The 25143-nt window shown below is 54.6% G+C and carries 25 protein-coding genes; 20 read left to right on the forward strand and 5 right to left on the reverse strand.

From position 1 onward, the window contains the following. Window positions 1–15: 15 nt before the first annotated feature. Complete coding sequence (locus CFI10_RS08725; protein ID WP_091824390.1) at window positions 16–627, reverse strand: peptidoglycan binding protein CsiV; 612 nt, start codon at window positions 625–627, stop codon at window positions 16–18. 4 nt (window positions 628–631) lie between these two features. Then, on the reverse strand, window positions 632–4081 hold the full coding sequence (gene mfd, locus CFI10_RS08730; RefSeq protein WP_206841410.1) for a transcription-repair coupling factor: 3450 nt from the start codon (window positions 4079–4081) through the stop codon (window positions 632–634). 174 nt (window positions 4082–4255) lie between these two features. On the opposite strand from mfd, the gene CFI10_RS08735 reads away from it, so the two are divergent. The 10 genes from CFI10_RS08735 to sthA all read left to right on the forward strand — a co-directional run bounded on the left by CFI10_RS08735 (window position 4256) and on the right by sthA (window position 14676). After that, window positions 4256–5698: a glyceraldehyde-3-phosphate dehydrogenase gene (locus tag CFI10_RS08735; protein ID WP_091824384.1), complete on the forward strand. Its 1443-nt coding sequence runs from the start codon at window positions 4256–4258 to the stop codon at window positions 5696–5698. A 315-nt stretch (window positions 5699–6013) separates the two neighbouring features. Then, complete coding sequence (locus CFI10_RS08740; protein WP_206841412.1) at window positions 6014–7354, forward strand: Na(+)-translocating NADH-quinone reductase subunit A; 1341 nt, start codon at window positions 6014–6016, stop codon at window positions 7352–7354. 12 nt (window positions 7355–7366) lie between these two features. Further along, window positions 7367–8575, forward strand: coding sequence for an NADH:ubiquinone reductase (Na(+)-transporting) subunit B (locus CFI10_RS08745; RefSeq protein WP_206841414.1), 1209 nt, complete (start codon window positions 7367–7369; stop codon window positions 8573–8575). Beyond that, window positions 8565–9341 (forward strand): Na(+)-translocating NADH-quinone reductase subunit C, encoded by a 777-nt coding sequence (locus tag CFI10_RS08750; protein WP_091824373.1) that lies wholly within the window; start codon window positions 8565–8567, stop codon window positions 9339–9341. Before CFI10_RS08745 ends, CFI10_RS08750 begins: the two co-directional genes overlap by 11 nt. A gap of 3 nt (window positions 9342–9344) precedes the next feature. After that, window positions 9345–10004, forward strand: coding sequence for an NADH:ubiquinone reductase (Na(+)-transporting) subunit D (locus CFI10_RS08755; RefSeq protein WP_091824370.1), 660 nt, complete (start codon window positions 9345–9347; stop codon window positions 10002–10004). A 3-nt stretch (window positions 10005–10007) separates the two neighbouring features. After that, on the forward strand, window positions 10008–10616 hold the full coding sequence (gene nqrE / locus CFI10_RS08760; protein WP_091824368.1) for an NADH:ubiquinone reductase (Na(+)-transporting) subunit E: 609 nt from the start codon (window positions 10008–10010) through the stop codon (window positions 10614–10616). Between the two features lie 38 nt (window positions 10617–10654). Beyond that, window positions 10655–11887: an NADH:ubiquinone reductase (Na(+)-transporting) subunit F gene (nqrF, locus tag CFI10_RS08765; RefSeq protein WP_091824365.1), complete on the forward strand. Its 1233-nt coding sequence runs from the start codon at window positions 10655–10657 to the stop codon at window positions 11885–11887. A gap of 5 nt (window positions 11888–11892) precedes the next feature. After that, window positions 11893–12930, forward strand: a complete 1038-nt coding sequence (locus tag CFI10_RS08770; protein ID WP_206841416.1) for an FAD:protein FMN transferase — start codon at window positions 11893–11895, stop codon at window positions 12928–12930. 19 nt (window positions 12931–12949) lie between these two features. Next, window positions 12950–13186 (forward strand): (Na+)-NQR maturation NqrM, encoded by a 237-nt coding sequence (gene nqrM, locus CFI10_RS08775; RefSeq protein ID WP_091824362.1) that lies wholly within the window; start codon window positions 12950–12952, stop codon window positions 13184–13186. 89 nt (window positions 13187–13275) lie between these two features. After that, on the forward strand, window positions 13276–14676 hold the full coding sequence (gene sthA / locus CFI10_RS08780; protein WP_091824360.1) for a Si-specific NAD(P)(+) transhydrogenase: 1401 nt from the start codon (window positions 13276–13278) through the stop codon (window positions 14674–14676). A 51-nt stretch (window positions 14677–14727) separates the two neighbouring features. On the opposite strand, the gene CFI10_RS08785 is transcribed toward sthA, so the two are convergent. Together CFI10_RS08785 and CFI10_RS08790 are read right to left on the reverse strand one after the other, a co-directional pair. Then, window positions 14728–15024, reverse strand: coding sequence for a hypothetical protein (locus tag CFI10_RS08785; protein WP_206841418.1), 297 nt, complete (start codon window positions 15022–15024; stop codon window positions 14728–14730). 2 nt (window positions 15025–15026) lie between these two features. Then, entirely contained in the window at window positions 15027–15590 is a 564-nt protein-coding gene (locus CFI10_RS08790; protein ID WP_206841420.1) for a PilZ domain-containing protein, read from the reverse strand. 106 nt (window positions 15591–15696) lie between these two features. Between CFI10_RS08790 and CFI10_RS08795 the strand changes: the two genes are divergently transcribed. Both CFI10_RS08795 and lolD read left to right on the forward strand, forming a co-directional pair. Then, window positions 15697–16947, forward strand: coding sequence for a lipoprotein-releasing ABC transporter permease subunit (locus tag CFI10_RS08795; protein WP_091824352.1), 1251 nt, complete (start codon window positions 15697–15699; stop codon window positions 16945–16947). Further along, a complete protein-coding gene (gene lolD / locus CFI10_RS08800; RefSeq protein WP_091824349.1) occupies window positions 16940–17617 on the forward strand; it encodes a lipoprotein-releasing ABC transporter ATP-binding protein LolD in 678 nt (225 codons plus the stop codon). Before CFI10_RS08795 ends, lolD begins: the two co-directional genes overlap by 8 nt. Window positions 17618–17625: 8 nt before the next feature. Here lolD and CFI10_RS08805 read toward each other — a convergent pair whose 3' ends face one another. After that, window positions 17626–18138 carry a DUF2062 domain-containing protein gene (locus tag CFI10_RS08805; protein ID WP_242530162.1) on the reverse strand — a complete coding sequence of 171 codons (513 nt, stop codon included), beginning with the start codon at window positions 18136–18138 and terminating at the stop codon, window positions 17626–17628. A gap of 106 nt (window positions 18139–18244) precedes the next feature. On the opposite strand from CFI10_RS08805, the gene CFI10_RS08810 reads away from it, so the two are divergent. From CFI10_RS08810 to murB, 8 genes are all read left to right on the forward strand, one after another. Further along, entirely contained in the window at window positions 18245–20491 is a 2247-nt protein-coding gene (locus tag CFI10_RS08810) for a DNA internalization-related competence protein ComEC/Rec2 (protein WP_206841422.1), read from the forward strand. 62 nt (window positions 20492–20553) lie between these two features. After that, window positions 20554–21174: a MotA/TolQ/ExbB proton channel family protein gene (locus tag CFI10_RS08815; RefSeq protein WP_206841423.1), complete on the forward strand. Its 621-nt coding sequence runs from the start codon at window positions 20554–20556 to the stop codon at window positions 21172–21174. A gap of 11 nt (window positions 21175–21185) precedes the next feature. After that, window positions 21186–21608: an ExbD/TolR family protein gene (locus CFI10_RS08820; protein ID WP_206841425.1), complete on the forward strand. Its 423-nt coding sequence runs from the start codon at window positions 21186–21188 to the stop codon at window positions 21606–21608. Beyond that, the gene (gene lpxK, locus CFI10_RS08825; protein WP_242530163.1) at window positions 21608–22651 is read left to right on the forward strand and encodes a tetraacyldisaccharide 4'-kinase; all 1044 of its coding nucleotides are present in this window, start codon (window positions 21608–21610) and stop codon (window positions 22649–22651) included. Before CFI10_RS08820 ends, lpxK begins: the two co-directional genes overlap by 1 nt. Beyond that, complete coding sequence (locus tag CFI10_RS08830; protein WP_091824332.1) at window positions 22632–22823, forward strand: Trm112 family protein; 192 nt, start codon at window positions 22632–22634, stop codon at window positions 22821–22823. Before lpxK ends, CFI10_RS08830 begins: the two co-directional genes overlap by 20 nt. 3 nt (window positions 22824–22826) lie before the next feature. After that, entirely contained in the window at window positions 22827–23594 is a 768-nt protein-coding gene (gene kdsB / locus CFI10_RS08835) for a 3-deoxy-manno-octulosonate cytidylyltransferase (RefSeq protein ID WP_206841428.1), read from the forward strand. Window positions 23595–23605: 11 nt separating this feature from the next. Then, on the forward strand, window positions 23606–24097 hold the full coding sequence (locus tag CFI10_RS08840; RefSeq protein WP_091824326.1) for a low molecular weight protein-tyrosine-phosphatase: 492 nt from the start codon (window positions 23606–23608) through the stop codon (window positions 24095–24097). Next, the gene (murB, locus tag CFI10_RS08845) at window positions 24090–25109 is read left to right on the forward strand and encodes a UDP-N-acetylmuramate dehydrogenase (RefSeq protein ID WP_206841431.1); all 1020 of its coding nucleotides are present in this window, start codon (window positions 24090–24092) and stop codon (window positions 25107–25109) included. Before CFI10_RS08840 ends, murB begins: the two co-directional genes overlap by 8 nt. Window positions 25110–25143: the final 34 nt, after the last annotated feature.

Below are 25143 nucleotides of genomic sequence, written 5' to 3' on the forward strand. Positions count from 1 at the left end.
GCCCGTTAAGCCGATTCAGTTACCGACAGGACGAATGATCAAAAGCACGCCCATATGCGGGTGATCAATGTAATGTATCTCGTTGGAGCGCATGCGGCGGGCATCCTGCAGTAGCCATGCAGCAGGGCTATAGCGGTCGCTGCTGTCGGTTTCAGACAGTGTCTGCTGCATCGATCCGTGGCTGCTTAGTTGCAAGCTTGGCTGAGCGTGCAGAAAGCGATTGCGGTAGATGCTGATTGAACCGTCCAGCTCGTAGCCTTCAGTACTGGCTTTGATGCGCACGGGTCGTGCCTGGCTTTTGCTGCCAATGGATTGTAGCCATCCGCTGTGATACAGCACTTTGTACTCGCTGCTGCGGGCCAGACGGCTGGCATCTGCACTCAAACGCAGATCGTTGCGTGGCAGCTCCTCAAAGGCCTGTAGAGGGTAGCCGTCCCAGCTGCGTGGGAATACGGCACCACTGACGTCGGCAGGTGCGATATCCGGCCAATATTCCTCGTTCACACCGATTCCGTTTTGATTGGCAAACACCAGCATTTCGACCTTGTACAGGTTGGCGGCGCTGGCCATTGCCGTCAGGCTTGAAAGGGTTACCAGTGTCAGGGTGCGTTGCAGTAAACCGGGCATAGGATTACTCTTTCTCTTTGGGTGACAGTTGGGTGAGCAGTGACTCGACCGCTTCAAAGCGGGACGCGACCTTTTCCATGGGTTGAGTAAACCGCAATACGCTGGCACCGTCCAGACGGAAGCGCTGAGGTTGGCGCTGAATCATGGTGATCAGTGTCAGTGGATCGATGTTCGGCTCGGCTTCAAACTCGATGCGACCGGCCTTGTCGCCGGCATCAAGCTTGACGATGCCCAGGGCTTCCGCTTTCAGTTTGAGATGCGTCAGTCTCATCAGGTTGCGGGTCGGTTCGGGCAGCAGGCCAAAGCGATCAATCATTTCAACCTGCAATTCATCAAGTGCGTTGGCATCAGCAGCATTGGCTATGCGTTTGTAGATGATCAGTCGATTATGTACGTCCGGCAGATAGTCATCCGGAATCAGTGCGGGCAGGTGCAGGTTGATCTCGCAGCCATGATGCAGAGGCTTGTCCAGATCAGGAGTCTTGCCCTCGCGGATCGCCTTGATCGCCTGATCCAGCATTTCCATATACAGACCGAAGCCAACACTTTGCATCTGACCGCTTTGCTCTTCGCCCAGCAGCTCACCCGCACCACGGATCTCCAGATCATGGGTGGCAAGGGTAAAACCGGCTCCAAGGGTGTTGGCCTCGCTGATCGCTTCCAGTCGTTTGATCGCATCCTGTGTAATGGCCCGAACTGGCGGTGTTAACAGGTAGGCATAAGCCTGATGGTGAGAGCGGCCTACACGACCCCGCAGCTGATGCAGCTGGGCCAGGCCGAATTTGTCGGCGCGATCAATGATAATGGTGTTGGCACTGGGTACATCAATGCCGGTTTCAATGATGGTGGTGCAGACCAGTACGTTAAAGCGCTTGTGATAAAAGTCGCTCATGACCTGCTCCAGCTCACGCTCGCGCATCTGACCATGGCCAATGGCCACCCTTGCTTCCGGTACCAGAGCCGCTATCTCCTCGGCAACTTTCTCGATCGTCTTGACCTCGTTGTGGAGGTAGTACACCTGGCCGCCACGCAGCAGCTCACGCAGGATCGCTTCCTTCACCATGGGTGCATCATTCTGGCGCACAAAGGTTTTGACCGACAGGCGGCGGGCTGGCGGAGTGGCAATAATCGACAGATCACGGATACCGGACATGGCCATGTTAAGCGTCCGTGGAATTGGGGTTGCCGTCAGGGTCAGAATATCGACTTCTGAACGCAGCGATTTGAGGCGCTCTTTTTGTTGGACGCCAAAGCGGTGTTCTTCATCAATAATCAACAGTCCCAGATCACTGAAACGGATATCCCCCTGCAGTAGTTTATGCGTGCCGATCAGGATGTCGACCTTGCCCTCGCTGAGTGCGAGAAGAGTGGCCTGTTGTTGTTTGGCGCTTTTGAAGCGCGAAATCAGCTCCACTTCAACGGGCCAATCGGCAAAACGGTCACGGAAGTTTTCAAAATGCTGTTGTGCCAGCAGCGTGGTGGGTACCAGTACGGCGACCTGCTTGCCACTCTGTACCGCGATAAAGGCCGCGCGCATGGCAACCTCAGTCTTGCCGAAGCCGACGTCGCCACACACCAGCCGATCCATGGGCGCCGCAGCGCGCATGTCACCTACCACTGCATTAATGGTATTGGCCTGGTCCGGGGTTTCCTCAAATGGGAAACTGGCTGCAAAGCGCGCATATTCAGCCTCGCTGCAATCAAAACTGAACCCCTTGCGTGCAGCACGGCGTGCATAGATGTCGAGCAGCTCGGCAGCAGAGTCACGAACCTTTTCGGCTGCCTTGCGCCGTGCCTTGCTCCACTGCTCTGTCCCCAATCGGTGCAATGGGGCTGATTCGTCACTGGCACCGGAGTACCGACCGATCAGATGTAGTGAGGATACCGGCACATACAGTTTGGCCTCATCGGCATATTCAAGCACCAGAAATTCGGCAGGCTGTTGATCGACACTAATGGTTTGCATGCCCTGATAGCGGCCAACACCATGATCAAGGTGCACTACCGGTGCACCGATGGTCAGTTCGGACAGGTGGCGAATGGCCTGATCCGAGTCGATCTGCTGTTTTTCACGCCGACGACGTTGAAATACCTGGCGTCCGAATAGCTGTGTCTCTGTGATCAGCTGCAGCTGGCCTGGTATGAACAGTCCACGCTCCAGTGCGAAGGTGGTGATGGCCAGGTTGGGCCTTTGTGAGATGAAATCCGACCAGTTATCACACTCAGCAAGATCAAGTCCGGCCTTGCGTGCATGTTCCAGCAAGGCCTCACGGCGACCGGCTGACTCCGCACAGATCAGGATCGGCGTAGTGTCATGCTGTCGATATGCCTGAAGGGCGGCCAGCGGTGTTTGGCGGTCATCCGTGCTGAAGTCGGGCAGGTCGACACAGGGCAGGTTGTCACGGCCAGGCTTGAGCTCTTCCGCCTCTTCATTGAGACGGATGACGGGGCGTTGTCGCAGAGTGCTGAAAAGCTCTTCAGCTGAAAGAAACAGCTCTTCAGGGGAAAGTATCGGGCGCTGCAGGTCACCTCGGCGTTCATCGTGGCGTTGGCGTACATCATGGTAGAAGTGTTCGGCTGCCGAGTTGAGTTGTCGGTCATGAAGAATCAGGGTGTTTTCGGGCAGATAGTCAAACAGGGTTGCTGACTGTTCGAAAAAGAGTGGGGCGTAGTATTCGATACCCGGCGGCGTCAGTCCGCTGGATACATCCTGGTATATGGGGCAGCGGGTGTGATCCACATCAAAGCGTTCACGCCAGCGCTGCTTGAAGCGGGTGATGGCATCTTGATGAAACGGGAACTCTTTTGCAGGCAACAGTCTTACCCGATCCACCTTGTCGATGGAGCGTTGGCTTTCCGGGTCAAATGTTCGGATGGTGTCAATTTCATCATCGAACAGGTCGATGCGCAGCGGCAACTCAGATCCCATGGGATACAGGTCGATAATTGCGCCGCGGATGGCAAATTCACCATGCTCATAGACAGTATCTACGGCAGTGTAGCCGGCGTCCGTGAAGCGTTGGCGCAAGGCGATGCTGTCGAGTTTCTGTCCAGGCTCAAGAAACAGAGCGCTGGCGGTAATGAAGCTCAGTGGGGGAAGGCGGTGCATCAGTGTGCTGATCGGCAGAATCAGTACACCGTGTTTCTGTTCGGGGAGTTGATGCAATGTCTGGATGCGTGTGGAAATAATGTCCTGATGCGGTGAAAAACTGTCATAGGGCAGAATCTCCCAGTCGGGCAGCAAGCGCACTGGCAGTTGGTCACAACTGTAGAACCTGACCTCATTCTGCAGCCGCTCCGCGCTTTCCATATCTTGACAGATCAGCAGCATCAAGCCGTTATGACGGCAAGCGATCTGCTGTGTCAACAGGCCGGTGGCACTGCCCTGTACCTGACCCAGACGGCGGATGTCACCGGGGCCCTTGGGTAATGGAAAGTTGAATTCGACCGCCAATGCTGTCTCTCCCTTCAGGTTGTAAAGGCGAGCAGTTTAACCGTTGAAACTGCAAAACGCAGCCTCACGACAGCAAGGGGACCAAAGTCTAGCCTTGTCAGGTTTGCCCCGACCGTGTGAAAAGAGGATAATGCGCGCACCCAAATTGAGCGTTGACAATTTCGGAGTTACCCCGTGAGCCAAGAACTGATTTTTGCAGACTGGAAAGCCCGTGAAGCGATCGCGGAAGCGATGGTGCCGCTGGTGGGTCGTCTGTATCGTGACCGAAACGTAGAGATCTCTGTCTATGGTCGTCTGATCGTCAAGCGGTCTGTGATCAATATTCTCAAGGCACATCGTTTTGTGCGCCAGCTGGAAGCTGAAGAGCTGTCCGTAGTGGATACCTTCCCGGTACTGGAAGCCGTGGCCGAAATGGATGTGACCAATGCTCACATCGATATTGGCAAACTGGCGGTAAAATTCCGCAACGAAGGTAATGGCCGCACCCTGCAGGCCTTCCTTGCTGATGAACTGGCCGACGCTTCTACCGAGCCGGCTGAAGCGCACGAATCGACCGATGTTGTATTGTACGGCTTTGGCCGTATCGGTCGCCTGTTGGCGCGTCTGATGCTGGATCGTGCTGGCGGTGGCCATTCCCTGCGCCTGCGTGCCATTGTTGTACGCAAGGGTAACGCCGATAACGATCTTGAGAAACGTGCCAGTCTTCTGCGTCGTGACTCGGTTCACGGCTCCTTCAAGGGCACCATCCAGATCGATGAAGAAAGCAATGCGATCATCGCTAACGGCAATTACATTAAGGTGATTTTTGCCGATGGTCCGGACCAGGTTGACTATACCCAGTACGGCATCAAGAACGCGCTGGTCATCGACAACACCGGCAAATGGCGCGATGAAGCAGGCTTGTCACTGCACCTGCAGTCCAAGGGTGTCGCGCGTGCGCTGTTGACGGCGCCGGGTAAGGGCGTCAAAAACATTGTTATGGGTGTTAACCATAACGACATCAATGATGATGACCGTGTGCTGTCCGCTGCCTCCTGTACCACCAACGCTATCGTGCCGGTACTGAAAGCGGTTAATGATCAGTTTGGTGTCGTGAATGGACATGTTGAAACTGTGCATTCCTACACCAACGACCAGAACCTGATCGACAACTACCACAAGGGTGATCGCCGCGGTCGTGCGGCTGCGCTGAACATGGTTCTGACCGAGACCGGTGCTGCCAAAGCCGTTGCCAAGGCGTTGCCGGAGCTGGAAGGCAAGCTGACCGGTAATGCGATCCGCGTGCCGACGCCGAACGTGTCAATGGCGATCCTGAACCTGAACCTGGAAAAGTCCACCGACAAAGACGAGCTGAATGCCTTCCTGCGCGATGCAGCACTGCACTCTGATCTGCAAAAGCAGATCGACTACAGCAACTCGCCGGAAGCGGTTTCCAGTGACTTTGTAGGATCGCGTGCGGCTGGTGTGGTCGATGCCCTTGCCACCATCGTGGATGGTAATCGTTGCGTGCTGTACGTATGGTATGACAACGAATTTGGTTACAGCTGTCAGGTCGTTCGTATGGCACAGCATCTGGCCAAGTGCACTTTGCAGGCGTTCCCGAAAAACAGCAAGTAAGCGTCTGTTTGCCTGTACTGTTGAAAAGGGCTGCCCGTGTTGGGTGGCCTTTTTTGTTTCTGAGATATTATATTCTTAAATATAATATCTATATTCCTATACGGTCTATTCGTATATACCTTTTTATCACTCTGTTCCAGCTCAGGAAATCAGTGGCTTGTAGAAAAACGACAAGGGTGTCGGTTATACTTGTGCGGATTTTTAGGTGGGAATCCTGCGTCTGTTTCCCGGCACGGAAGGCTGGTTTCATTTTGGCTGACCGCGTTTGGGCGGGGGCGTGATCTCCTGAATATTTTTGATAGTTGGGTGAGACGAATGATCAAGATCAATAAGGGTCTGGATCTACCGATTGCAGGTGCGCCCGAGCAGACCATCAGTGATGGTCCCGCTGTACGCACTGTGGCTCTCCTTGGCCAGGATTATGTCGGCATGAAGCCGTCAATGAAGGTCAAAGAGGGTGACCGGGTGAAACTCGGTCAGGTGATCTTTACCGATAAAAAAACAGAAGGGGTCCAGTATACGGCTCCGGGCGCCGGTGTGGTCCGTGCGATCAACCGTGGCGAACGACGTGTACTGCAATCCGTGGTCATTGAGCTGGACGAACAGGAAGAAGCGGTCGAATTCCCTCGATATTCTGCCGATGAGCTGGGCAGTCTGACACGCGAGCAGATCGAAGAAAGCTTGCAATCATCCGGTCTCTGGACTGCGCTGCGTACCCGTCCTTTCAGTCGGGTGCCTCAGGTTGGTACCACGCCTCACTCCATTTTCGTTACTGCGATCGATACCAATCCGTTGGCAGCCAGTCCTGAGCTGATCATCAATGAACAGGCTGACGCATTTACCAACGGCCTCAAGCTGCTGACCTGTCTCAGCGGTGGCAAGGTGTATCTCTGCAAGGCTGCCGGCGCCAACGTGCCGACAGCGGATGGTGTTGATGCGGCAGAGTTCGCCGGCAAGCATCCTGCTGGAAATGCCGGTACACATATACACTTCCTGGACCCGGTGTCGCAGCAGAAAACAGTCTGGACCATCGGTTATCAGGACGTGATCGCACTTGGACGCCTGTTTACTGAAGGTCGTCTGCCGGTCGAGCGTGTTGTTGCGTTGGCAGGTCCTCAGGTTGAGAAGCCGCAGCTTGTGCGCACTCGTATTGGGGCTTCTACCGAGGAGTTGATTGCCGGTCGGTTACTGCCGGGCAAAAACCGTGTTATCAGCGGCTCTGTCTGGAACGGCCGTGCAGCACTGGGACCTCATGCCTTTTTGAGCCGTTATGCCAATCAGGTGAGCGTGCTGCTGGAAGGTGACAAGCGCGAGTTTATGGGCTGGATCGCCCCTGGCAGCAATAAGTTCTCTGTCTTGAACATGTTTGCGTCCGTGCTTTCACCGGGCAAGAAATTCAACTTCACCACAACGACAAACGGATCCGAGCGGGCGATGATCCCCGTAGGTCAGTTTGAAACGTTGATGCCGCTGGATATCCTGCCGACTCAGTTGCTGCGTGCACTGGTGACCGGCGATATCGTGACCGCGATGCAGCTCGGTTGTCTTGAGCTGGATGAAGAGGACCTCGCACTGTGCACGTTTGCGTGCCCTGGTAAGTACGAGTACGGTCCGATTCTTCGCGACAACCTGACGCGCATCGAGAAAGAGGCGTAAGAGAGGCTGGTCATGAGTTTAAGAACCGTTCTGGATAAAATGGAGCCGCATTTCCATAAAGGCGGCAAATACGAGAACTGGTACGCCCTGTATGAAGCAGTGGATACCATTTTTTACACACCCGGCCAGGTCACCAAAAACGCCGCTCATGTACGTGATGGTGTTGACCTGAAGCGCATCATGATTCTGGTGTGGCTGTGTACTTTCCCGGCGATCTTCTTCGGGATGTACAACATAGGCCTGCAGGCCAATACCGCCATGGCGGATTTGGGCCTGACCGAGTCTACCGGCTGGCGTGGTGCGCTGGCTGCATCACTGACCGGGTTCAGCCCGGACAGCGTGTGGGACAACATCATTCACGGTGCTGTCTACTGGCTACCGATTTATGCAGTGACATTTATTGTTGGTGGCTTCTGGGAAGTGCTGTTTGCCATGAAGCGCGGGCATGAAGTGAACGAAGGCTTCTTCGTGACCTCCATCCTGTTCTCGCTGATTCTGCCGCCGACCATCCCGCTGTGGCAGGTTGCACTGGGTATCAGCTTCGGTGTGGTGATCGGTAAGGAAGTATTCGGCGGTACCGGCAAAAACTTCCTCAACCCGGCGTTGACCGGTCGTGCATTCCTCTTCTTTGCCTACCCGGCACAGATGTCAGGTGATGCGATCTGGACCGCTGTTGACGGCTTCTCTGGAGCAACCCCGCTGGGTCTGGCTGCCATGGGCGGCGTTGAAGCGATTCTGGCTGCGAACGTAACCTGGTTCGATGCTTTCATCGGTACCATTCAAGGCTCGGTGGGTGAAACTTCCACTCTGGCGATTCTAATCGGTGGTGCGGTTATCCTGTTTGCCCGGATTGCGGCTTGGCGAATCGTTGCGGGCGTATTCCTTGGCATGGTGGCCACGTCCACGCTGTTCAACCTGATCGGCTCCGATACCAACCCGATGTTCAACATGCCGTTCTATTGGCACTTGGTTCTGGGTGGCTTCGCTTTCGGTATGATTTTCATGGCGACCGACCCCGTGTCTGCATCCATGACCAACACCGGCAAGTGGTTCTTCGGCGCGCTGATCGGTGTGATGGTAGTGCTGATCCGTGTGGTCAACCCGGCGTTCCCGGAAGGTATGATGCTGGCCATTCTGTTTGCCAACCTGTTTGCACCGCTGATCGACAACTTCGTTGTCCAGGCGAACATTAAGCGGAGGATGAAGCGTAATGTCGGCTAATAACGATACTATGGGTAAAACCCTGCTGGTCACCATCCTGCTGTGTGTTATCTGCTCGGTAGTGGTGTCGGCGGCGGCGGTAATCCTCAAGCCCAAGCAGGTTGCCAACAAAGAACTGGACCGCAAGAGCAACATTCTTGCTGCGGCCGGTATCAGTGATCCTGCCAAGAGCGTTGACGAGCTGTTCCAGCAAATCACGACCAAATATGTTGATCTGGAAACCGGCAAGTTCGTTGATGTTGCGTCCAGTTATGACGAAACCAAGGCTGCAAAGGATCCTGCGCAGAACATTCGTCTGAGCCGTGATGAAGATCAGGCCGGTATCAAGACCATTGCGCGTGTGCAACCGGTCTACCTGGTTGAAAGTGCCAACGGCGCTGTCGAGAAGGTAGTCCTGCCGGTTCATGGCAAGGGTCTTTGGTCCACCCTTTACGGATTCCTTGCGCTGGAAGGCGATCTGAACACCGTTGTAGGGCTTGGCTTCTACTCGCACGCCGAGACCCCGGGGCTGGGTGGCGAAGTCGACAATCCTGCCTGGAAAGCGCTATGGCCAGGTAAGGAAGTCTACGGTGAAGACAAGATGGATCCGAAAATCCAGCTGATCAAGGGCAGTGTTGACGCCTCTACAGCCGATGCCGAGCACAAGATCGACGGTCTGTCTGGGGCTACGCTGACCGGCAACGGTGTCACCAACCTGGTTCAGTTCTGGATGGGCGAGAATGGCTACGCGCCGTTCCTGAACAACCTGCGTGCAGGGGAGGCTTAATCCATGTCCAAGACTAAAGACGTTCTGGTAACGCCAATCTTCAAGAACAACCCGATCGCTCTGCAGATTCTGGGTGTATGTTCTGCGCTGGCGGTTACCTCCAACATGGCGACGGCGCTGGTCATGACCCTGGCGGTTATGGTGGTAACGGCGTTCTCGAACTTTTTCGTATCGCTGATCCGTAACCACATTCCGGGCAGTATCCGCATCATCGTGCAGATGACCATTATTGCCTCGCTGGTAATCGTAGTAGACCAGTTCCTGAAGGCCTTTGCTTACGAGATCTCCAAGCAGCTGTCGGTATTCGTTGGTCTGATTATCACCAACTGTATCGTGATGGGTCGCGCTGAAGCCTATGCGATGAAAAATCCGCCGATCCCGAGCTTTCTGGACGGTCTCGGCAACGGTATGGGCTACGGTGTGGTGCTGCTGTTCGTCGGTTTCTTCCGTGAGCTGTTCGGCTCAGGCTCGTTGTTCGGTATTGAAATCCTGCCGTTGGTCAACAACGGGGGCTGGTATCAGGGCAACGGTCTGCTATTGCTGCCGCCGAGCGCATTCTTCCTGATCGGCATGTTCATCTGGATCATCCGTACCTGGAAGCCGGAGCAGGTTGAAAAGCCGGAGTACGAAATGGCTCCGAACACCAAGAAGGAGGCTGCGTAAATCATGGAACAGCTGATCAGCCTTGCTGTTAAGGCGATTTTCGTTGAAAACATGGCCTTGGCCTTCTTCCTCGGGATGTGTACCTTCCTGGCGATTTCGAAGAAGGTACAGACCGCCATTGGTCTGGGTATTGCCGTTATTGTGGTGCTGGTCATCACAGTGCCGGTAAACAACCTGATCTATAACCACCTGCTGCGTGAGGGTGCACTGGCGTGGGCCGGTTATCCTGAAGTGGACCTGAGCTTCTTGGGCTTCATCTCCTACATTGGCGTAATTGCCGCGATTGTGCAGATTCTGGAGATGTTTCTGGACAAGTTTGTACCGGCCCTCTACAACGCGCTGGGTGTATTCCTGCCGCTGATTACCGTGAACTGCGCCATCATGGGTGCTGCTTTGTTCATGGTAGAACGTGACTACACCTTCGGTGAGAGTGTCGTCTACGGCGCTGGCGCCGGTATCGGCTGGGCGCTGGCCATCGCTGCGCTGGCAGGTATCCGTGAAAAGCTGAAGTACAGCGATGTGCCGCACGGTCTGCGTGGTCTGGGTATAACCTTCATTACCGTGGGTCTGATGTCTCTCGGCTTCATGTCCTTCTCCGGCGTACAGCTGTAACCGGTTGGCATGAATAGCGAAAAGGATGGGATGAACCGATGAATACAGAAGTCATCATTCTCGGTGTAGTGATGTTCACGGCGGTGGTGCTTGCACTCGTAGCCGTAATCCTCGCTGCCCGAGCCAAGATGGTCAGCTCCGGCAATGTGACCATCGAGATCAACGACGATCCGGAAAAATCGATCACTGTTCCTGCAGGTGGCAAGCTGCTGCAAACTCTGGCTGACAAGGGGATTTTCCTTGCGTCCGCCTGTGGTGGTGGCGGTACCTGCGCGCAGTGCAAATGTCAGGTGCTGGATGGTGGTGGCTCCATGCTGCCGACCGAAGAATCCCACTTCACCCTGCGTGAGGGCAAGGAAGGCTGGCGTTTGTCCTGCCAGGTCGCCGTTAAGCAGGATATGAAGGTCCACGTGGAAGATGATGTCTTCGGCGTGAAGAAGTGGGAGTGCACTGTTGAATCCAACCCGAACGTGGCAACCTTCATCAAAGAGCTGACTCTGCGTCTGCCTGAAGGTGAGAACGTGGATTTCCGCGCCGGTGGTTACGTACAGTTGGAAGCACCGCCGCATGAAGTGCACTACAAGGATTTCGATATCCAGGAAGAGTTCCGCGGCGACTGGGACAAGTTCGATATGTGGCAGTTTGTCTCCAAGGTGGATGAGCCGGTTATCCGTGCCTATTCAATGGCAAACTACCCGGAAGAGCGTGGACTGGTTAAGTTCAATATTCGTATTGCCTCGCCGCCTCCGGGCAGCCAGGGCATTCCGCCGGGGCAGATGTCTTCTTACGTCTTCAGCCTGAAGCCGGGGGACACCATTACTGTTTACGGACCCTTCGGTGAGTTCTTCGCCAAGGAAACCGATAATGAGATGGTCTTCATCGGTGGTGGTGCTGGCATGGCACCAATGCGCTCACACATCTTTGATCAGCTCAAGCGTCTTAACTCTACGCGCAAGATCTCCTTTTGGTACGGTGCTCGATCCGTACGTGAGGCTTTCTATGTGGAAGAGTTCGACAAGCTGGCTGAAGAGAATGAGAACTTTACCTGGCATCTGGCCCTGTCCGATCCTCTGCCGGAGGATAACTGGACCGGCTATACGGGCTTCATCCATAACGTGCTGTATGAACACTATCTGAAGGAGCATGAGGCCCCTGAGGATTGCGAATACTACATGTGCGGACCGCCAATGATGAATGCATCCGTTATCAAGATGCTTGAAGATATGGGTGTCGAGCCTGAAAATATCCTGCTGGACGACTTTGGTGGCTGATATTGATGGCTAATCAGATACGTCTGACAAAATGGCTGGCAGCTTCGCTGCTGGCCGTTTTTGTTTTGGGGCTGCTGGGGTGTGACAGTCGCCCCCGAGAGCGCATTGTTTCCTTTGACGGTTTAACGATGGGAACCAGCTTTAGTGTGAAGTGGGTTGCCGAGGATGACACCCGTGTTGCCTCGATTCGTGCCAAGGCCGGTGCTTTGCTGGCTGAAGTCAATCGTCAAATGTCGACCTACATTGACGACTCGGAGCTGTCGAAACTCAATAGTGTTGAGCCTGGTTATGCTCAGACCATTCCTGCCGAGCTGATGTTTGTACTGCAGGAGTCGCAACGGATTAGTGAGTGGACCGACGGTGCGTTTGATGTAACCGTAGGCCCGCTTGTGAACCTCTGGGGGTTTGGGCCGGATGGCCGGATAATACATGCACCGACGGACGAGCAGATTGAATATTTGCGGGAGCGGATTGGGTACCGGTTTGTTGAGCTGATACCTGCAACCCGACAGGTTCGGCGTCTCGGTGAGCAGTACATTGACCTTTCAGCAATCGCCAAGGGCTATGGTGTAGACGCACTGGCCAATCTGCTGGAGCAAGAGGGAGTTGATCGCTACCTGGTTGAAATTGGAGGTGAATTGCGAGCAGAGGGGCTTAAACCGGACGGTTCAGCCTGGAAGCTTGCGATCGAGGCGCCTGTGGCCGGCGCTGAGCGTGTGGCTCAGACGATTATAAGCCTTGAAAGTGATGCGGTCGCGACGTCAGGCGATTATCGTAATTATTTTGAAGAAGATGGTGTACGTTACTCCCATACCATTGATCCCCGCACCGCGCGTCCCATCACTCACCGCCTGGCTTCGGTAACGGTGATCAGGCCCACCTGTGCAGAAGCAGACGCACTTGCCACTGCACTCATGGTGATGGGAGAGGAACAGGGGTACAATTTTGCTATCGAACATAATGTGAAGGCCTTTTTCATAAGCAAGGGTGCTGAGGGGTTTATAACCCGCGCCACGCCTGATTTTGAGGCCTATCTGAACTGATAATGCTCGGAGGTATGTAATGGAAACCATGATTCTGACCTTCGCTGCGCTGCTGTTGATCATCACAGCCATGTCTGTGGGGGTGTTGATGGGGCGTAAGCCAATTACCGGTTCCTGTGGCGGCATGAGTGCCGTTGGCATGGATACCGTATGTGACATCTGTGGCGGTGATCCGAACAAGTGTGATGAAGAGCAGGAGCGCCAACAGGGCAATGTTGGTGGTGATCTTGCCTATGAGGTTAAATCTAAAAGCTAATTGGTTGTTGCCGGCAGTATCTCTATGCTGGTCAACAACCAAGGGCGGAGTAGTTGGCTCCGATCTCGTTTTCTACTAAGGGGAAAGTAATGGCTGTGTATGACTATGATGTCGTTGTGATTGGCTCCGGTCCGGCTGGCGAAGGCGCTGCGATCAATGCTGCCAAGCAGGGCCGCCGTGTTGCCATAGTCGAAGAACAGAATACCGTGGGCGGGAACTGTACTCACAAGGGCACGATTCCCTCCAAGGCATTGCGACACTCGGTCAAGCAGATCATTGAGTTCAACACTAACCCCATGTTCCGTGATATCGGCGAGCCACGCTGGTTTTCTTTTCCCAAGGTGCTAAAGCGTGCTGAGAAGGTAATCTCCAATCAGGTTATGCTGCGGACCAATTTCTACGCCCGCAACCGGGTTGATGTGTTTTTCGGCCGCGCTCACTTCCAGAAGCCTGGTGAGATTGAGGTAGCGGGAGAGCATAATTCGAAGGAAACCTTGCGCAGCCGTAACTTTGTGATCGCAACCGGCTCCAGTCCCTGGTGCCCACCGGATATCGATTTCGCGCATCCGCGTATTTATAACTCCGATACCATTCTCAAGCTGAGTCACACACCGCGTACGCTGGTGATTTTTGGTGCCGGCGTCATAGGCTGTGAATACGCGTCCATTTTCAGTGGTCTTGGGGTTAAGGTTGACCTGATTGATATGCGCGATCGACTGCTTTCATTCCTTGATGATGAAATCTCCGATGCGTTGAGCTATCACCTGCGCAACAACGCTGTAAAAATTCGCCATAACGAAGACTATAAATCGGTTACCGGCGATGCGCATGGTGTCACCATCGAATTGCAATCCGGTAAGAAGATACGTGCCGATGCGTTTCTCTGGTGCAATGGCCGCAGTGGCAATACGGCGGGTCTGGGGCTCGACAAGATTGGACTTGAAGCCAACAGCCGGGGTCAGTTGGCAGTCGATGAACACTATCGCACCGAGGCCGATGGGGTGTATGCGGTCGGTGATGTGATCGGTTGGCCGAGCCTGGCATCGGCTGCCCTGGATCAGGGGCGGTCAGCATCGGCTGACATGTTGTCAGCGGATGATTTCCGCTATATCAATGATGTCCCGACCGGCATCTATACCATCCCGGAGATCAGCTCCATCGGCAAAACAGAAGAGGAGCTGACAGCGGAATGTGTGCCCTATGAAGTTGGGCAGGCGTTCTTCAAGGACACGGCACGTGCCCAGATTTCCGGTGAACCTGTAGGCATGCTGAAGGTGCTCTTCCATCGTGAAACGTTTCAGATTCTTGGTATCCACTGTTTTGGCGATCAGGCTTCGGAGATCATTCACATTGGCCAGGCGATCATGAGCCAGTCGGGTGAGGCGAATACACTGAAGTATTTCATCAACACAACCTTCAACTATCCGACCATGGCTGAAGCCTACCGTGTTGCTGCTATTTCCGGGCTCAACAGGGTTGCGAACCTTTAAGTAACCGACTTTGGTGTGTTGAATTTTTCAGCCGGGCCCAGCCCGGCTGTTTCATTTCTGCTTTGGAGGCAGATAGACACCATCTTCGTAATAACGCCCCTTCACCTTGAGACGCTTTTCAATCCAACGGTTATAGTACTTCCACAGCAGAAAACCGGGTGTCATCAGTGCCATGATGGCGACCATAAGTCCGGCGCCTGCATGTGACGCAGGAAACAGGCCGCTTATCCAGTCCAATATGCCCAGTGAACGCCCAATCACGAACCATGCAATCAGACCGGCAAAACCGGCTCCCATGGCCAGCAGGTAGAGTTTTGGATGAGGCGTAGGTGTGGGGGCATTATTCATGCTCATTCCTGATAGAGCTCGTTCTGGCGTTGTCGAGCCTGTGCTTCAAGAATCAGGCGGGCAAGCTGGGTGCGACAGTTTTCAGGCATATGCAGGAACTCTGCAGCAACTTCGAAGCCTTCGGCCTGGGCCTCGGAACGAATCACACGAGCATAGAGCATCATGCCAAGCCTTGACTCGGTGAATACCAGTTTAAGGGCCAGTGCCTGTCTCGGCTCCAGTGACTGCTGAGACAAAAAATTGATGCCGCCTTCACTTAGGTTGATGAACTGAGGTTCCCCCTGGTCCAGCTTCAGGCTGTCGGCAGTCAGTGCTTGTGCAATCAGTTCTATCTTTCTGTTAAGGGACTGGAGGTAGGCGCTCAGGGGAGCAAAGCTCTCACTGATCCGGTGCAGATAATGGCTACATTCGGCATCGATTGCGTGCAATTGTGCCTGCAATGAAAAATAGGCAGATACCTCAAATTGGAACGGCTGATTTGAATGAGCCACATCCTCGTCACTGACACATTTGTGTTCAATGATGACCGGATGATCGATCCGATAGTATTGACGCCTTTCAGACACGTTAATACTCCTGCGGTTAGTGATAGAATCGCGTAACATTCAGTATAACCAACATAGTGTCGCTGCTGTTAGAGCTGCGGCCACAACAGTGATTGAAACCGGCCACATGTACAGACCTTTGTCGCTTTTTGTCGGACTGCGCTATACCGCAGCCAGACGCGGGAATCATTTCATCTCCTTCATTTCACTTGTATCGATGCTCGGGCTGATGCTGGGCGTGGCGGCGCTCATTCTGGTGCTCTCTGTCATGAATGGATTTGACCGCGAGCTTCGTCAGCGCATTCTCGGCATGGTGCCGCATGCCACGCTTGGGGCCTATGGAGATGAAGGTCTTGATGGCTGGCAAGAGCTGGCCACGGAAATTCGTCTCGAGCCGGGAGTCGCTGGTGTAGCGCCGTTTGTCCAGGCCCAGGGCATGTTGACCAGTTATGGTCGAGTACAGGGCGTGCAGGTCAATGGCATCGACCCACGGGTTGAGAATGAAGTGTCGATAATCAGCGATCATATGCAGCAGGGTGAGACCGGGTTACTGCAGGCGGGGGAGTACAACATCGTGTTGGGCGAGTTGCTTGCCAGGTTTCTTGGTGTCAGTGTGGGTGACAAGGTGACACTGGTGTTGCCCGAAGCTTCGGTCAGTGTGGCAGGTGTGGTTCCCCGCATGAAACGTTTTACGGTGGCGGGCCTGTTCTCGGTGGGTGCCGAACTGGATGCCAATCTGGCGTATATACATATCGACGATGCCGCCAGACTCAAGCGAATGCAGCCGGGGCGGGTGGATGGACTCCGGCTTAAACTGGACGATCTGTTCAAGGCACCAGAGCTTGCCAGAAGGGTAGCAATGGCGCAGGAACGGCCGTTTTATGTCAGCGACTGGACCCGTACCCACGGCAACCTGTTTCAGGCCATTCAGATGGAAAAGCGCATGATTGCGCTGCTGTTGCTTTTGATTGTGTTTGTGGCTGCGTTCAATATTGTGTCCACACTGGTGATGGTAGTCACAGACAAGCGTTCGGATATTGCGATTTTGCGCACCATGGGTGCGACGCCTGCCAGTATCCTGCGGATTTTTATGGTGCAGGGCGTTTTGATCGGCTTCATTGGAACGGCACTCGGCGTTGGGCTTGGGGTCACATTGGCACTGACCGTGACTGACCTGGTGGCTTGGGTTGAGCGCATGCTGGGAATCCAGTTTCTGTCATCCGAGGTCTATTTTATCAGTTACCTGCCCTCTGAGCTGGTGTGGTCGGATGTTGGGCTTATTACCTCTGCCGCTCTCCTGATTAGCTTTGTCGCCACGCTTTATCCAGCCTGGAGAGCATCACGAACCCAGCCCGCGGAGGCCCTGCGTTATGAGTGAGCCAGTGCTCAGCTGTCGTAATATCAACAAGCGTTATGAAGAAGCGGGTAATACAGTCGAAGTGTTGCACGACATTAGTCTGACCGTCGCTGTGGGAGAACGCGTAGCCATAGTGGGTAGTTCGGGCAGCGGCAAAAGTACCCTATTGAATATCCTCGGCGGATTAGATACGCCGGATAGTGGTGAAGTTGAAGTGGCAGGTCAGGCGTTGTACTCGATTTCCGAAACGCAACGATGTCGTTTGCGTAACCAGTCGCTTGGGTTTGTGTATCAGTTTCATCACTTGCTGCATGAGTTTACGGCACTGGAAAATGTGGCAATGCCACTTCTAATCGGAGATATGAACTCCAAACAGGCGATCGAACGTGCCGAGCAGTCACTGGTGCGGGTTGGTCTTGGGCACAGGCTTGCGCACAAGCCAGCCCAGCTCAGTGGCGGGGAGCGTCAACGTGTGGCAATTGCCAGAGCATTGGTGATGGAGCCGGCCTGTGTCTTGATGGATGAGCCTACCGGCAACCTGGACCGACATACGGCGGCTGATGTTCAACACTACTTGGATGAGCTTAATCAGACGCTTGATACGGCATTTGTTATTGTGACACATGACATGCAGCTGGCTGAAAGAATGGGGCGCGTGTATGAGCTGGTGGATGGGCGTTTTGACGCCTGAATCCTTGCTCAGGTATTGTCCTTTGGTCGGCGGCTGCGTGACAGTATGCGGCGGCGCCAGCTCTTGTTGACATGCCAGATCCAGAAACGGTTTATCAGAAAGTAACCGATCAGGCCGCTGAGAACCCCGCATATGATGGAGCCCACTAAAAGGGGCCACCAGATGGATGTAAGCTCGGTCTGAAGGGTCTGCAGGTTCCAGCTGTGCTCACTGGCAATGCCGCGTTCAATGCCCAGCACCCAAACGCCGAGACGGTAGGAAAGATAAAAGATGGGCGGCATTGTCAGAGGATTGGTAATAAACACCAGCCCGACTGATATCGGCAGATTGCTGGAGACCAGCACGGCGATCAGTGCCGCGACCAACATCTGCCCTGGTATGGGCAGGAATGCACAGAAAAGCCCCACCAAAAAGGCACGCGCAACGGACTTGCGTGTGAGGTGCCAGAGGTTAGGGTCATGCAGATGACGGCCGAGCCAACCCAAGTGACGGTGGTTGCGCAGCTTGTGTTCGTCGGGCATGAATTTTCGGATCAGCTTTCGAGGCATGAGAAACAGTCGCGGCCAGAGTCTGAAAGTGGCCACATTATGACGCCTGTGCTCTGCCAAGCCAACTCGGAGATCAAGGATGATCGCGTATATCGGCGGAATTCTTACAGTGGCACTGTTGCCGTCACTGACCTATGCCGCATTGTTGGCTCTGTTGCTGCTACTATTGCGCTTCAAGCGGCTTCGCCAATCGCTTCTGTTTTATCTCCTTGGTGTGGCTGTTGCTGCTATTTGGGGGGCCTGGCAGTTGCATCATCGTTTGCCATCTAGCCCTCAAGCGCAGGATCTGCAGATTTCCGGTCTAGTGGACAGTCTGGTTCAGCACGATGACCAGCGGCAGGTATTTGAGCTTGCCGTCCTGACTGTAGAGTCGGATTTACCCACTCATGAACGGCTGCGACGCATTCGGCTCAGTGTTTACCATACTGATATCCGTTTCGGCTTTGGTGATGAGATCAAGGCCGTCATACGTCTTCGCGCTCCAAGGGGACTACACAACCCCGAAGCAAGAGATACTGAACGCTACTACCTTGCTTCGGGTCTTGATGCGCGCGGGTATATTCGCACGCTTGTGAAGCATAAACCTGCAGAATCTTTCGGTGTGGGTGTGGTGCGTATGAGAGTCAAAAACTGGCTGCACGAGCAATTTGAACCACAGGCAGCAAACACCTTAAGTGCATTGATCATTGGTGATCGCACAGGGCTGGATGATCAGCACTGGGAATGGCTGCGCCGTACCGGAACTGCACATTTGCTGGTCGTCAGTGGTTTGCATATTGCCGTAATGGCAACGCTGGGCTGGCTGTTTGGACGGCTGATCGCGGTGCCCCTGCAGTTGTGCGGTTGGATGGGGTGCAGTCGCTGGCTGCCAACCGCTGCTGCCTTGCTGCTGGCGACTCTGTATGCGGCACTGGCAGGCTGGGGATTACCAGTACAGCGCGCGTGGCTAATGCTTGTGGTGTTTCTGCTGGGTAACTGGCAATTGTTGAGCCTGTCAGGCTGGCAGCGCCTAAAGCTTTCGTTGCTGGTGATAGTATCCGTACAGCCGCTGGCGATATTGGAGCCGGGGCTGTGGCTTTCCTTTGGCGCGGTGGCACTGATTCTCTGGCAGCTGCGGCAACGCCGGCAGCAGCCGCTCTCCTGTGTCTGGTTACGCTTGCCCGGAGAGTGGTGGCGATTACAGCTGACACTGTTTGCTGGCATGTCTCTGGTTATGGTCATGAACTTCAATCAGCTCAGTCCGGCGGGGATTGTGATGAATCTCATTGCCGTGCCTTGGATCTCGGCCACGATCTGGGCGCTGTCGGTTCTGCTTCTGTTAGTGCTTCAGTGGCCTGATGCCGCGACGCTGTTGAACTGGAACCTTGAGATGATCTGGGGGCTGCTGCAATGGGCTGCACAGATTCCAGGTCTGTTGCTGCAGGTCGGTCGCCCGAGTCTGACGTTGCTGGTGCTGGCCATTTTGGGTTCAGCAATCATATTACTGCCGCTGCCGTTTCGAATACGGGCCATCGCACTGTTGCCCTGTTTGCCGTTGCTTGCTCTGCCGGTGTCTCAGCCATCAAGAGGACATTTCAATGCCTGGGTTTTTGATGTTGGCCAAGGGCAGGCAATCCTGATTGAAACGGCAGAGGGCCGCCTTCTCTACGACACCGGTCCCGGATTCGGTAATGGACGTTCAGCCTTTGCATATACAGTGGAGCTCTATCTTCGCAGCCAGGCTCGCCCTGAACTTGAGTGGGTGGTAGTCAGTCACGCAGATGCGGATCACAGCGGAGGTTTTGCAGCGTTGCGGCAGGGATATGCAATCGGTACGTTGCTGGGAGGTGAAGAGCTTCCCAATATACAGGTGCAGGAGTGTCGCAGCGGCAGCTGGCAAATAGGGGACATCTCGTTCACCTTGCTGGATCCCTTCGGCGACCATGCAGACCTCAGCAGCAATGATCGCTCCTGTGTATTGAGGGTCAGCAATGGGCGCTGTTCACTGCTGCTGACCGGTGATCTGAGTCAGAGTGGTGAATATCGCCTGCTGTCGTCAGGGCAGGTTGAACCGGTTACCTGGCTGGTAGCGGGGCATCATGGCAGTCGTGATTCCACTGCAGGGGCGTTATTGGATTACGCCATGCCAGAACATGTTGTGATCAGTGCCGGATATGGCAATCGCTTCGGTCATCCGCATGCGGATGTCATTGAACGCATCGAGAACCGCGAAATCCCCTGGAGCAGTACTGCCAGGCAGGGTGCGCTGCTGCTGAAAGCTGACAGTGACAGCTGTAGCGTGATCTCACACAGAGAACTTAAAAAGCGTTACTGGACAGCTGGTTAACGCCTACTCCTGCCTATGGGGCTGTGTTAGAGTTATTTCAATCAACAGGAGGTGATCTGAAGGTGTTTGAACTTATTGTCGCTGGTGGCTGGCTGATGCTGCCAATTATTGCCTGTTCAGTGGTTGCGCTGGCTATCTGCCTGGAGCGGCTGATGGTGTTGCGCCCACGGAAAATCACCCCCCCGGGACTGTTGGCCCAAGTCTGGGAGATGACGCGCAGTGGTACTCTCACTGCCGAGTACATGAGTGTTATCCGACAGGAAAGCCCACTCGGGCGCATCATTGTGGCCGGCATGAACAACTCCCGTCATGGTCGTGACATCATGAAAGAGAGTATCCAGGAAGAAGCCTCACATGTGGTGCACGATATGGAGCGGTTCCTGAACCCTCTGGGGACCATTGCTGCCATAACACCACTGTTGGGTCTGTTGGGTACTGTTATTGGCATGATCAAGGTGTTCACGGAGATCATGATTCAGGGTACCGGTAACGCCGGGGTGCTGGCTGGTGGCATCTCCGAGGCATTGATAACCACGGCGGCAGGTTTGTCTGTTGCCATCCCCGCCCTGGTCATGCACCGTTATTTCCAGCGACGCGTCGACTCTCTGGTACTGACCATGGAGCAGGAATCGATCAAGCTGGTCGAAGCGATCCATGGTGATCGTGAAGTTGATATTCGCTAACGGAGTCCAGGGTGAAATTTCAACGTCAACGCAGGGAAGAGATCAATATCAACCTGACACCATTGATTGATGTGGTCTTTCTGCTGCTGATTTTCTTTATGATATCCACCACCTTCACGCGCGAAGCTCACTTGACCATCAGTTTGCCGGAGGCCTCTGCAGAAGGAGAAGCCCAGCAACAGACAGACAGCATTGATGTGGTTGTAGGAGCTGAAGGGCAGTACACAATCAATGGCGAATCTTTGGTGAGCAGCGATGCCCTGACCCTTCGCCGTGCGTTGCTCAAGCTCGCAGGTGAGGCGCGTGACGTGCCATTCATTATCACGGCAGATGCCCAGGCGGCACACCAGTCGGTGGTTACCGTCATGGATGTAGCCGGAAAGCTGGGTTTCAGCAAGCTCAGCATCACCACTCAAAAAACCAGCTCTGACTGATGTCACTAGCCTCTGCCTGGTATCGCAATGCCCGTTGGTTGAAGTTGCTGAGACCACTGTCAGCGCTGGTGGAGCGGGTTTCCCGCAAGAGGTTTTCGAGCCGCTTCGAAGCGTCCGCGGAAAATCAGCTGCCGGTCCCTGTGATCATCGTGGGCAATATCAGTGTAGGGGGAACGGGCAAGACTCCGCTTACCATCGCGTTGATTGAACTGCTGCGAAGGCACGGCTGGACACCGGGCGTTATCAGTCGAGGCTATGGCGCCAAGCCGGCGTGCTACCCATGGCCAGTTACATCTTCTACTTCAGCCCGGGAAGGGGGAGATGAGCCCTGTCTGATAGTGCGGCGAACAGGAGTGCCACTGTATATTGATCCGAATCGCGTTGCGGCTGCACGTGAGCTTCTGCAGCATCATGCCTGCGATGTTCTGATCAGTGACGATGGCCTGCAGCACTATGCATTGCCGCGCACGGTTGAAATCGCAGTGATAGACGGTGCTCGAGGGCTTGGCAATGGGCGCTGTCTGCCGGAGGGACCTCTGCGTGAGCCTCCAGAACGGCTGCAGCTGGTGGATCTCGTGGTCGTCAATGGCCCGCTTTCACCAACCGCACGAAAGCAGCTGACTGATCTTCGCCTGCCATGGTGCCCAATGAATCTTGAAGCTGGAAAACTGTATCCGCTTGCTGGCGGTGACGCGATAACGGCCGATACCTGGCCACTTGAGCGACGTGTCGATGCGGTAGCTGGTATTGGTAACCCGGCCCGTTTTTTTCAAACTCTGCGTGAACTGGGCTTTGATCCGATTGAGCACCCTATGGCTGACCATGCAAACCTGAATGAAGATGCACTCAGCTTTGGATCCGGGTTACCGTTGATCATGACCGAGAAAGATGCGGTAAAATGCAGCCAGTTCGATCTTGCCAATAGCTGGGCTCTTAGAGTGGATGCCCAGCTGGATGCTCATGTAGAGCAGACCTTGCTGACACGCCTGACCTCCAGGTCGGCACAACCCACAGGACACAAAGATGGATCCGAAACTGCTTGATATTCTCGTTTGCCCAGTCTCCAAGGCACCGCTTGAGTGGAACAGGGAAAGCAATGAGCTGATCTGCCGTGCCAGCGGCCTGGCCTACCCGATCAGAGACGATATTCCGGTCATGCTGGAGTCCGAGGCCCGTACCCTGACGACCGATGAACGACTCAAAGAGAGCAAGTAAGCCATGAGTTTTTCAGTTGTCATTCCTGCTCGATATGCTTCCAGCCGCTTTCCGGGCAAGCCGCTGGCGGATCTTGCCGGCAAACCGATGTTGCAACATGTCTATGAGCGTGCCTGTGAAAGTGAAGCAGTTCGCGTCATCATTGCAACGGATGATGAGCGTATTGCACATGTTGCCCGGAACTTTGGCGCTGAAGTATGCATGACTTCAGACGACCATCCTTCCGGTACTGACCGGCTGCAGGAGGTCGTTCACAAGCTGGGGTTTTACGCCGACGATATTGTGGTGAACGTTCAGGGCGATGAACCCTTGATTCCACCCAGAATCATCAACCAGGTTGCACACAACCTTATGGCACTGCCGATGGCTGGAATTGCAACCCTGTCCGAGCCGATCGAAACGGTTGATACGCTAGTCAACCCCAACGTAGTCAAGGTGGTGACCGACCACCAGGGCATGGCACTGTATTTCAGTCGCGCACCAATACCTTGGCCGCGTGACAGCTTCATGAGCGAGGTAGGTCGGTCCACAATGCCGGAAGGTTTTTCCTGGCAAAGGCATATTGGCCTGTATGCCTATCGGGTCAAGTTGCTGAATGACTTTGTTCGTTGGCCACCAGCACCCTTGGAACAGACCGAATGCCTGGAACAGCTGCGTGCACTCTGGAATGGTGTTGGCATCCATGTGGATGCGGCTGATGAAACACCGCCTGCAGGGGTCGATACGCCTGAAGATCTGGAACGCATCCGCCAGCTGTTGGTACTTAAATAGCAGGGGTAGGGATGACTAAACCAACGCGCATTCTTTTTGTTTGCTTAGGCAATATCTGCAGATCACCAACGGCACATGGCGTGTTTGAGCATTTGTTGAGTCAAGACAATGGCGGCATGAGGGTTGATGTTGACTCGGCGGGTACCGGTGACTGGCATGTTGGCAAGGCGCCGGACCCACGTACTCGAGCCGCAGCGGCACGGCGGGGGTACTCACTTGAGCACTTGCGTGCTCGGACTGTTGAGGATGAGGATTTTGGTCGGTTTGACTATATTCTGGCGATGGATGACGCCAACCTGCGCGAGCTTCGCAGGCGCTGCCCTACAGACTTTCGTGGCCATCTTGGCCTGTTTCTGGAATTTGCAGCCAACAGCCGTGTTCGCGAAGTGCCAGACCCCTATTACACCTCCGGTGAACAAGGCTTCGATGAGGTACTCGATTTGGTAGAGGCGGCTTCTGCAGGCCTGTTGCGACACCTGCGCTCTGGTGGGTGCCGTGACTGAATCGCTACAATTCAGGACTGAATATCCCTTGCAGGCCCTGAATACGTTCGGGCTGCCAGCAGTGGCTGAGTACTACACTGAAATTCATGCCGCTGATCAGTTGAAGCAACTGGAGCAGTGGTTGAAACATCACCCTATGCCGCTGTTGCTGCTTGGTGGCGGCAGCAATCTGGTGCTGGCTGATCGTGTGCCGGGGCTTGTTGCGCGGATAATGATTCGTGGGTGGCAATTGTCTGACCTGCCGGGAGATCATGTCCGTTTGCGTGTAGGGGCCGGGGAAAATTGGCATGCGACAGTTGAAAGGTCAATCAGGCAGGGACTCTACGGACTTGAGAATCTTGCCCTGATACCTGGAACCGTTGGAGCGGCACCGGTACAAAATATCGGTGCCTACGGGGTTGAGCTGAAGGATCGAATCAGTGCAGTCGAAGTGTTTGATCGACACGAGCACCGCCAGCGTGACCTGACCCCAGAGGCGTGTCGATTTGGTTACCGAGACAGCCTGTTTAAAAGCAGTGAGCCTGAGCGGTACGTTATCACGGCTGTGGAGTTTTGCCTTGCGCGGCAGTTTACAGCGGAAGTGAGCTATGCAGGCCTGAGAGATGGGCTTGGCGACGGTCCTGTCACACCGGAGCGTGTATTCGATACAGTGTGTAGAATCCGTCGTACGAAACTGCCTGACCCCTTAGACATCGGTAATGCCGGCAGCTTTTTCAAGAACCCGGTGGTATCGGTTGAGAAGTATGAGCAACTGAAGCATCGGTTCCAGAATCTCGTTGCCTATGCTGACACCGGTGGTTATAAACTGGCTGCAGGCTGGCTGATCGATCAATGTGGTCTGAAAGGGTTTGCCCTCGATCGCGCTGGCGTGTTTGCCCAGCAAGCGCTGGTGCTGGTAAATCTTGGCGCTGCTCACCGTGAGGATATTGAACATCTATCCATGCATGTGCAAAAGGTGGTGCAGGAGCGTTTCGGCGTCATTCTGGAACCGGAGCCACGTTTTTATCCCTGATCGCAATGTGCAGTAACTAACGGATAAAAAAAAC

Source organism: Marinobacterium iners (genome assembly GCF_017310015.1).
Taxonomy (GTDB): Bacteria; Pseudomonadota; Gammaproteobacteria; order Pseudomonadales; family Balneatricaceae; genus Marinobacterium; species Marinobacterium iners.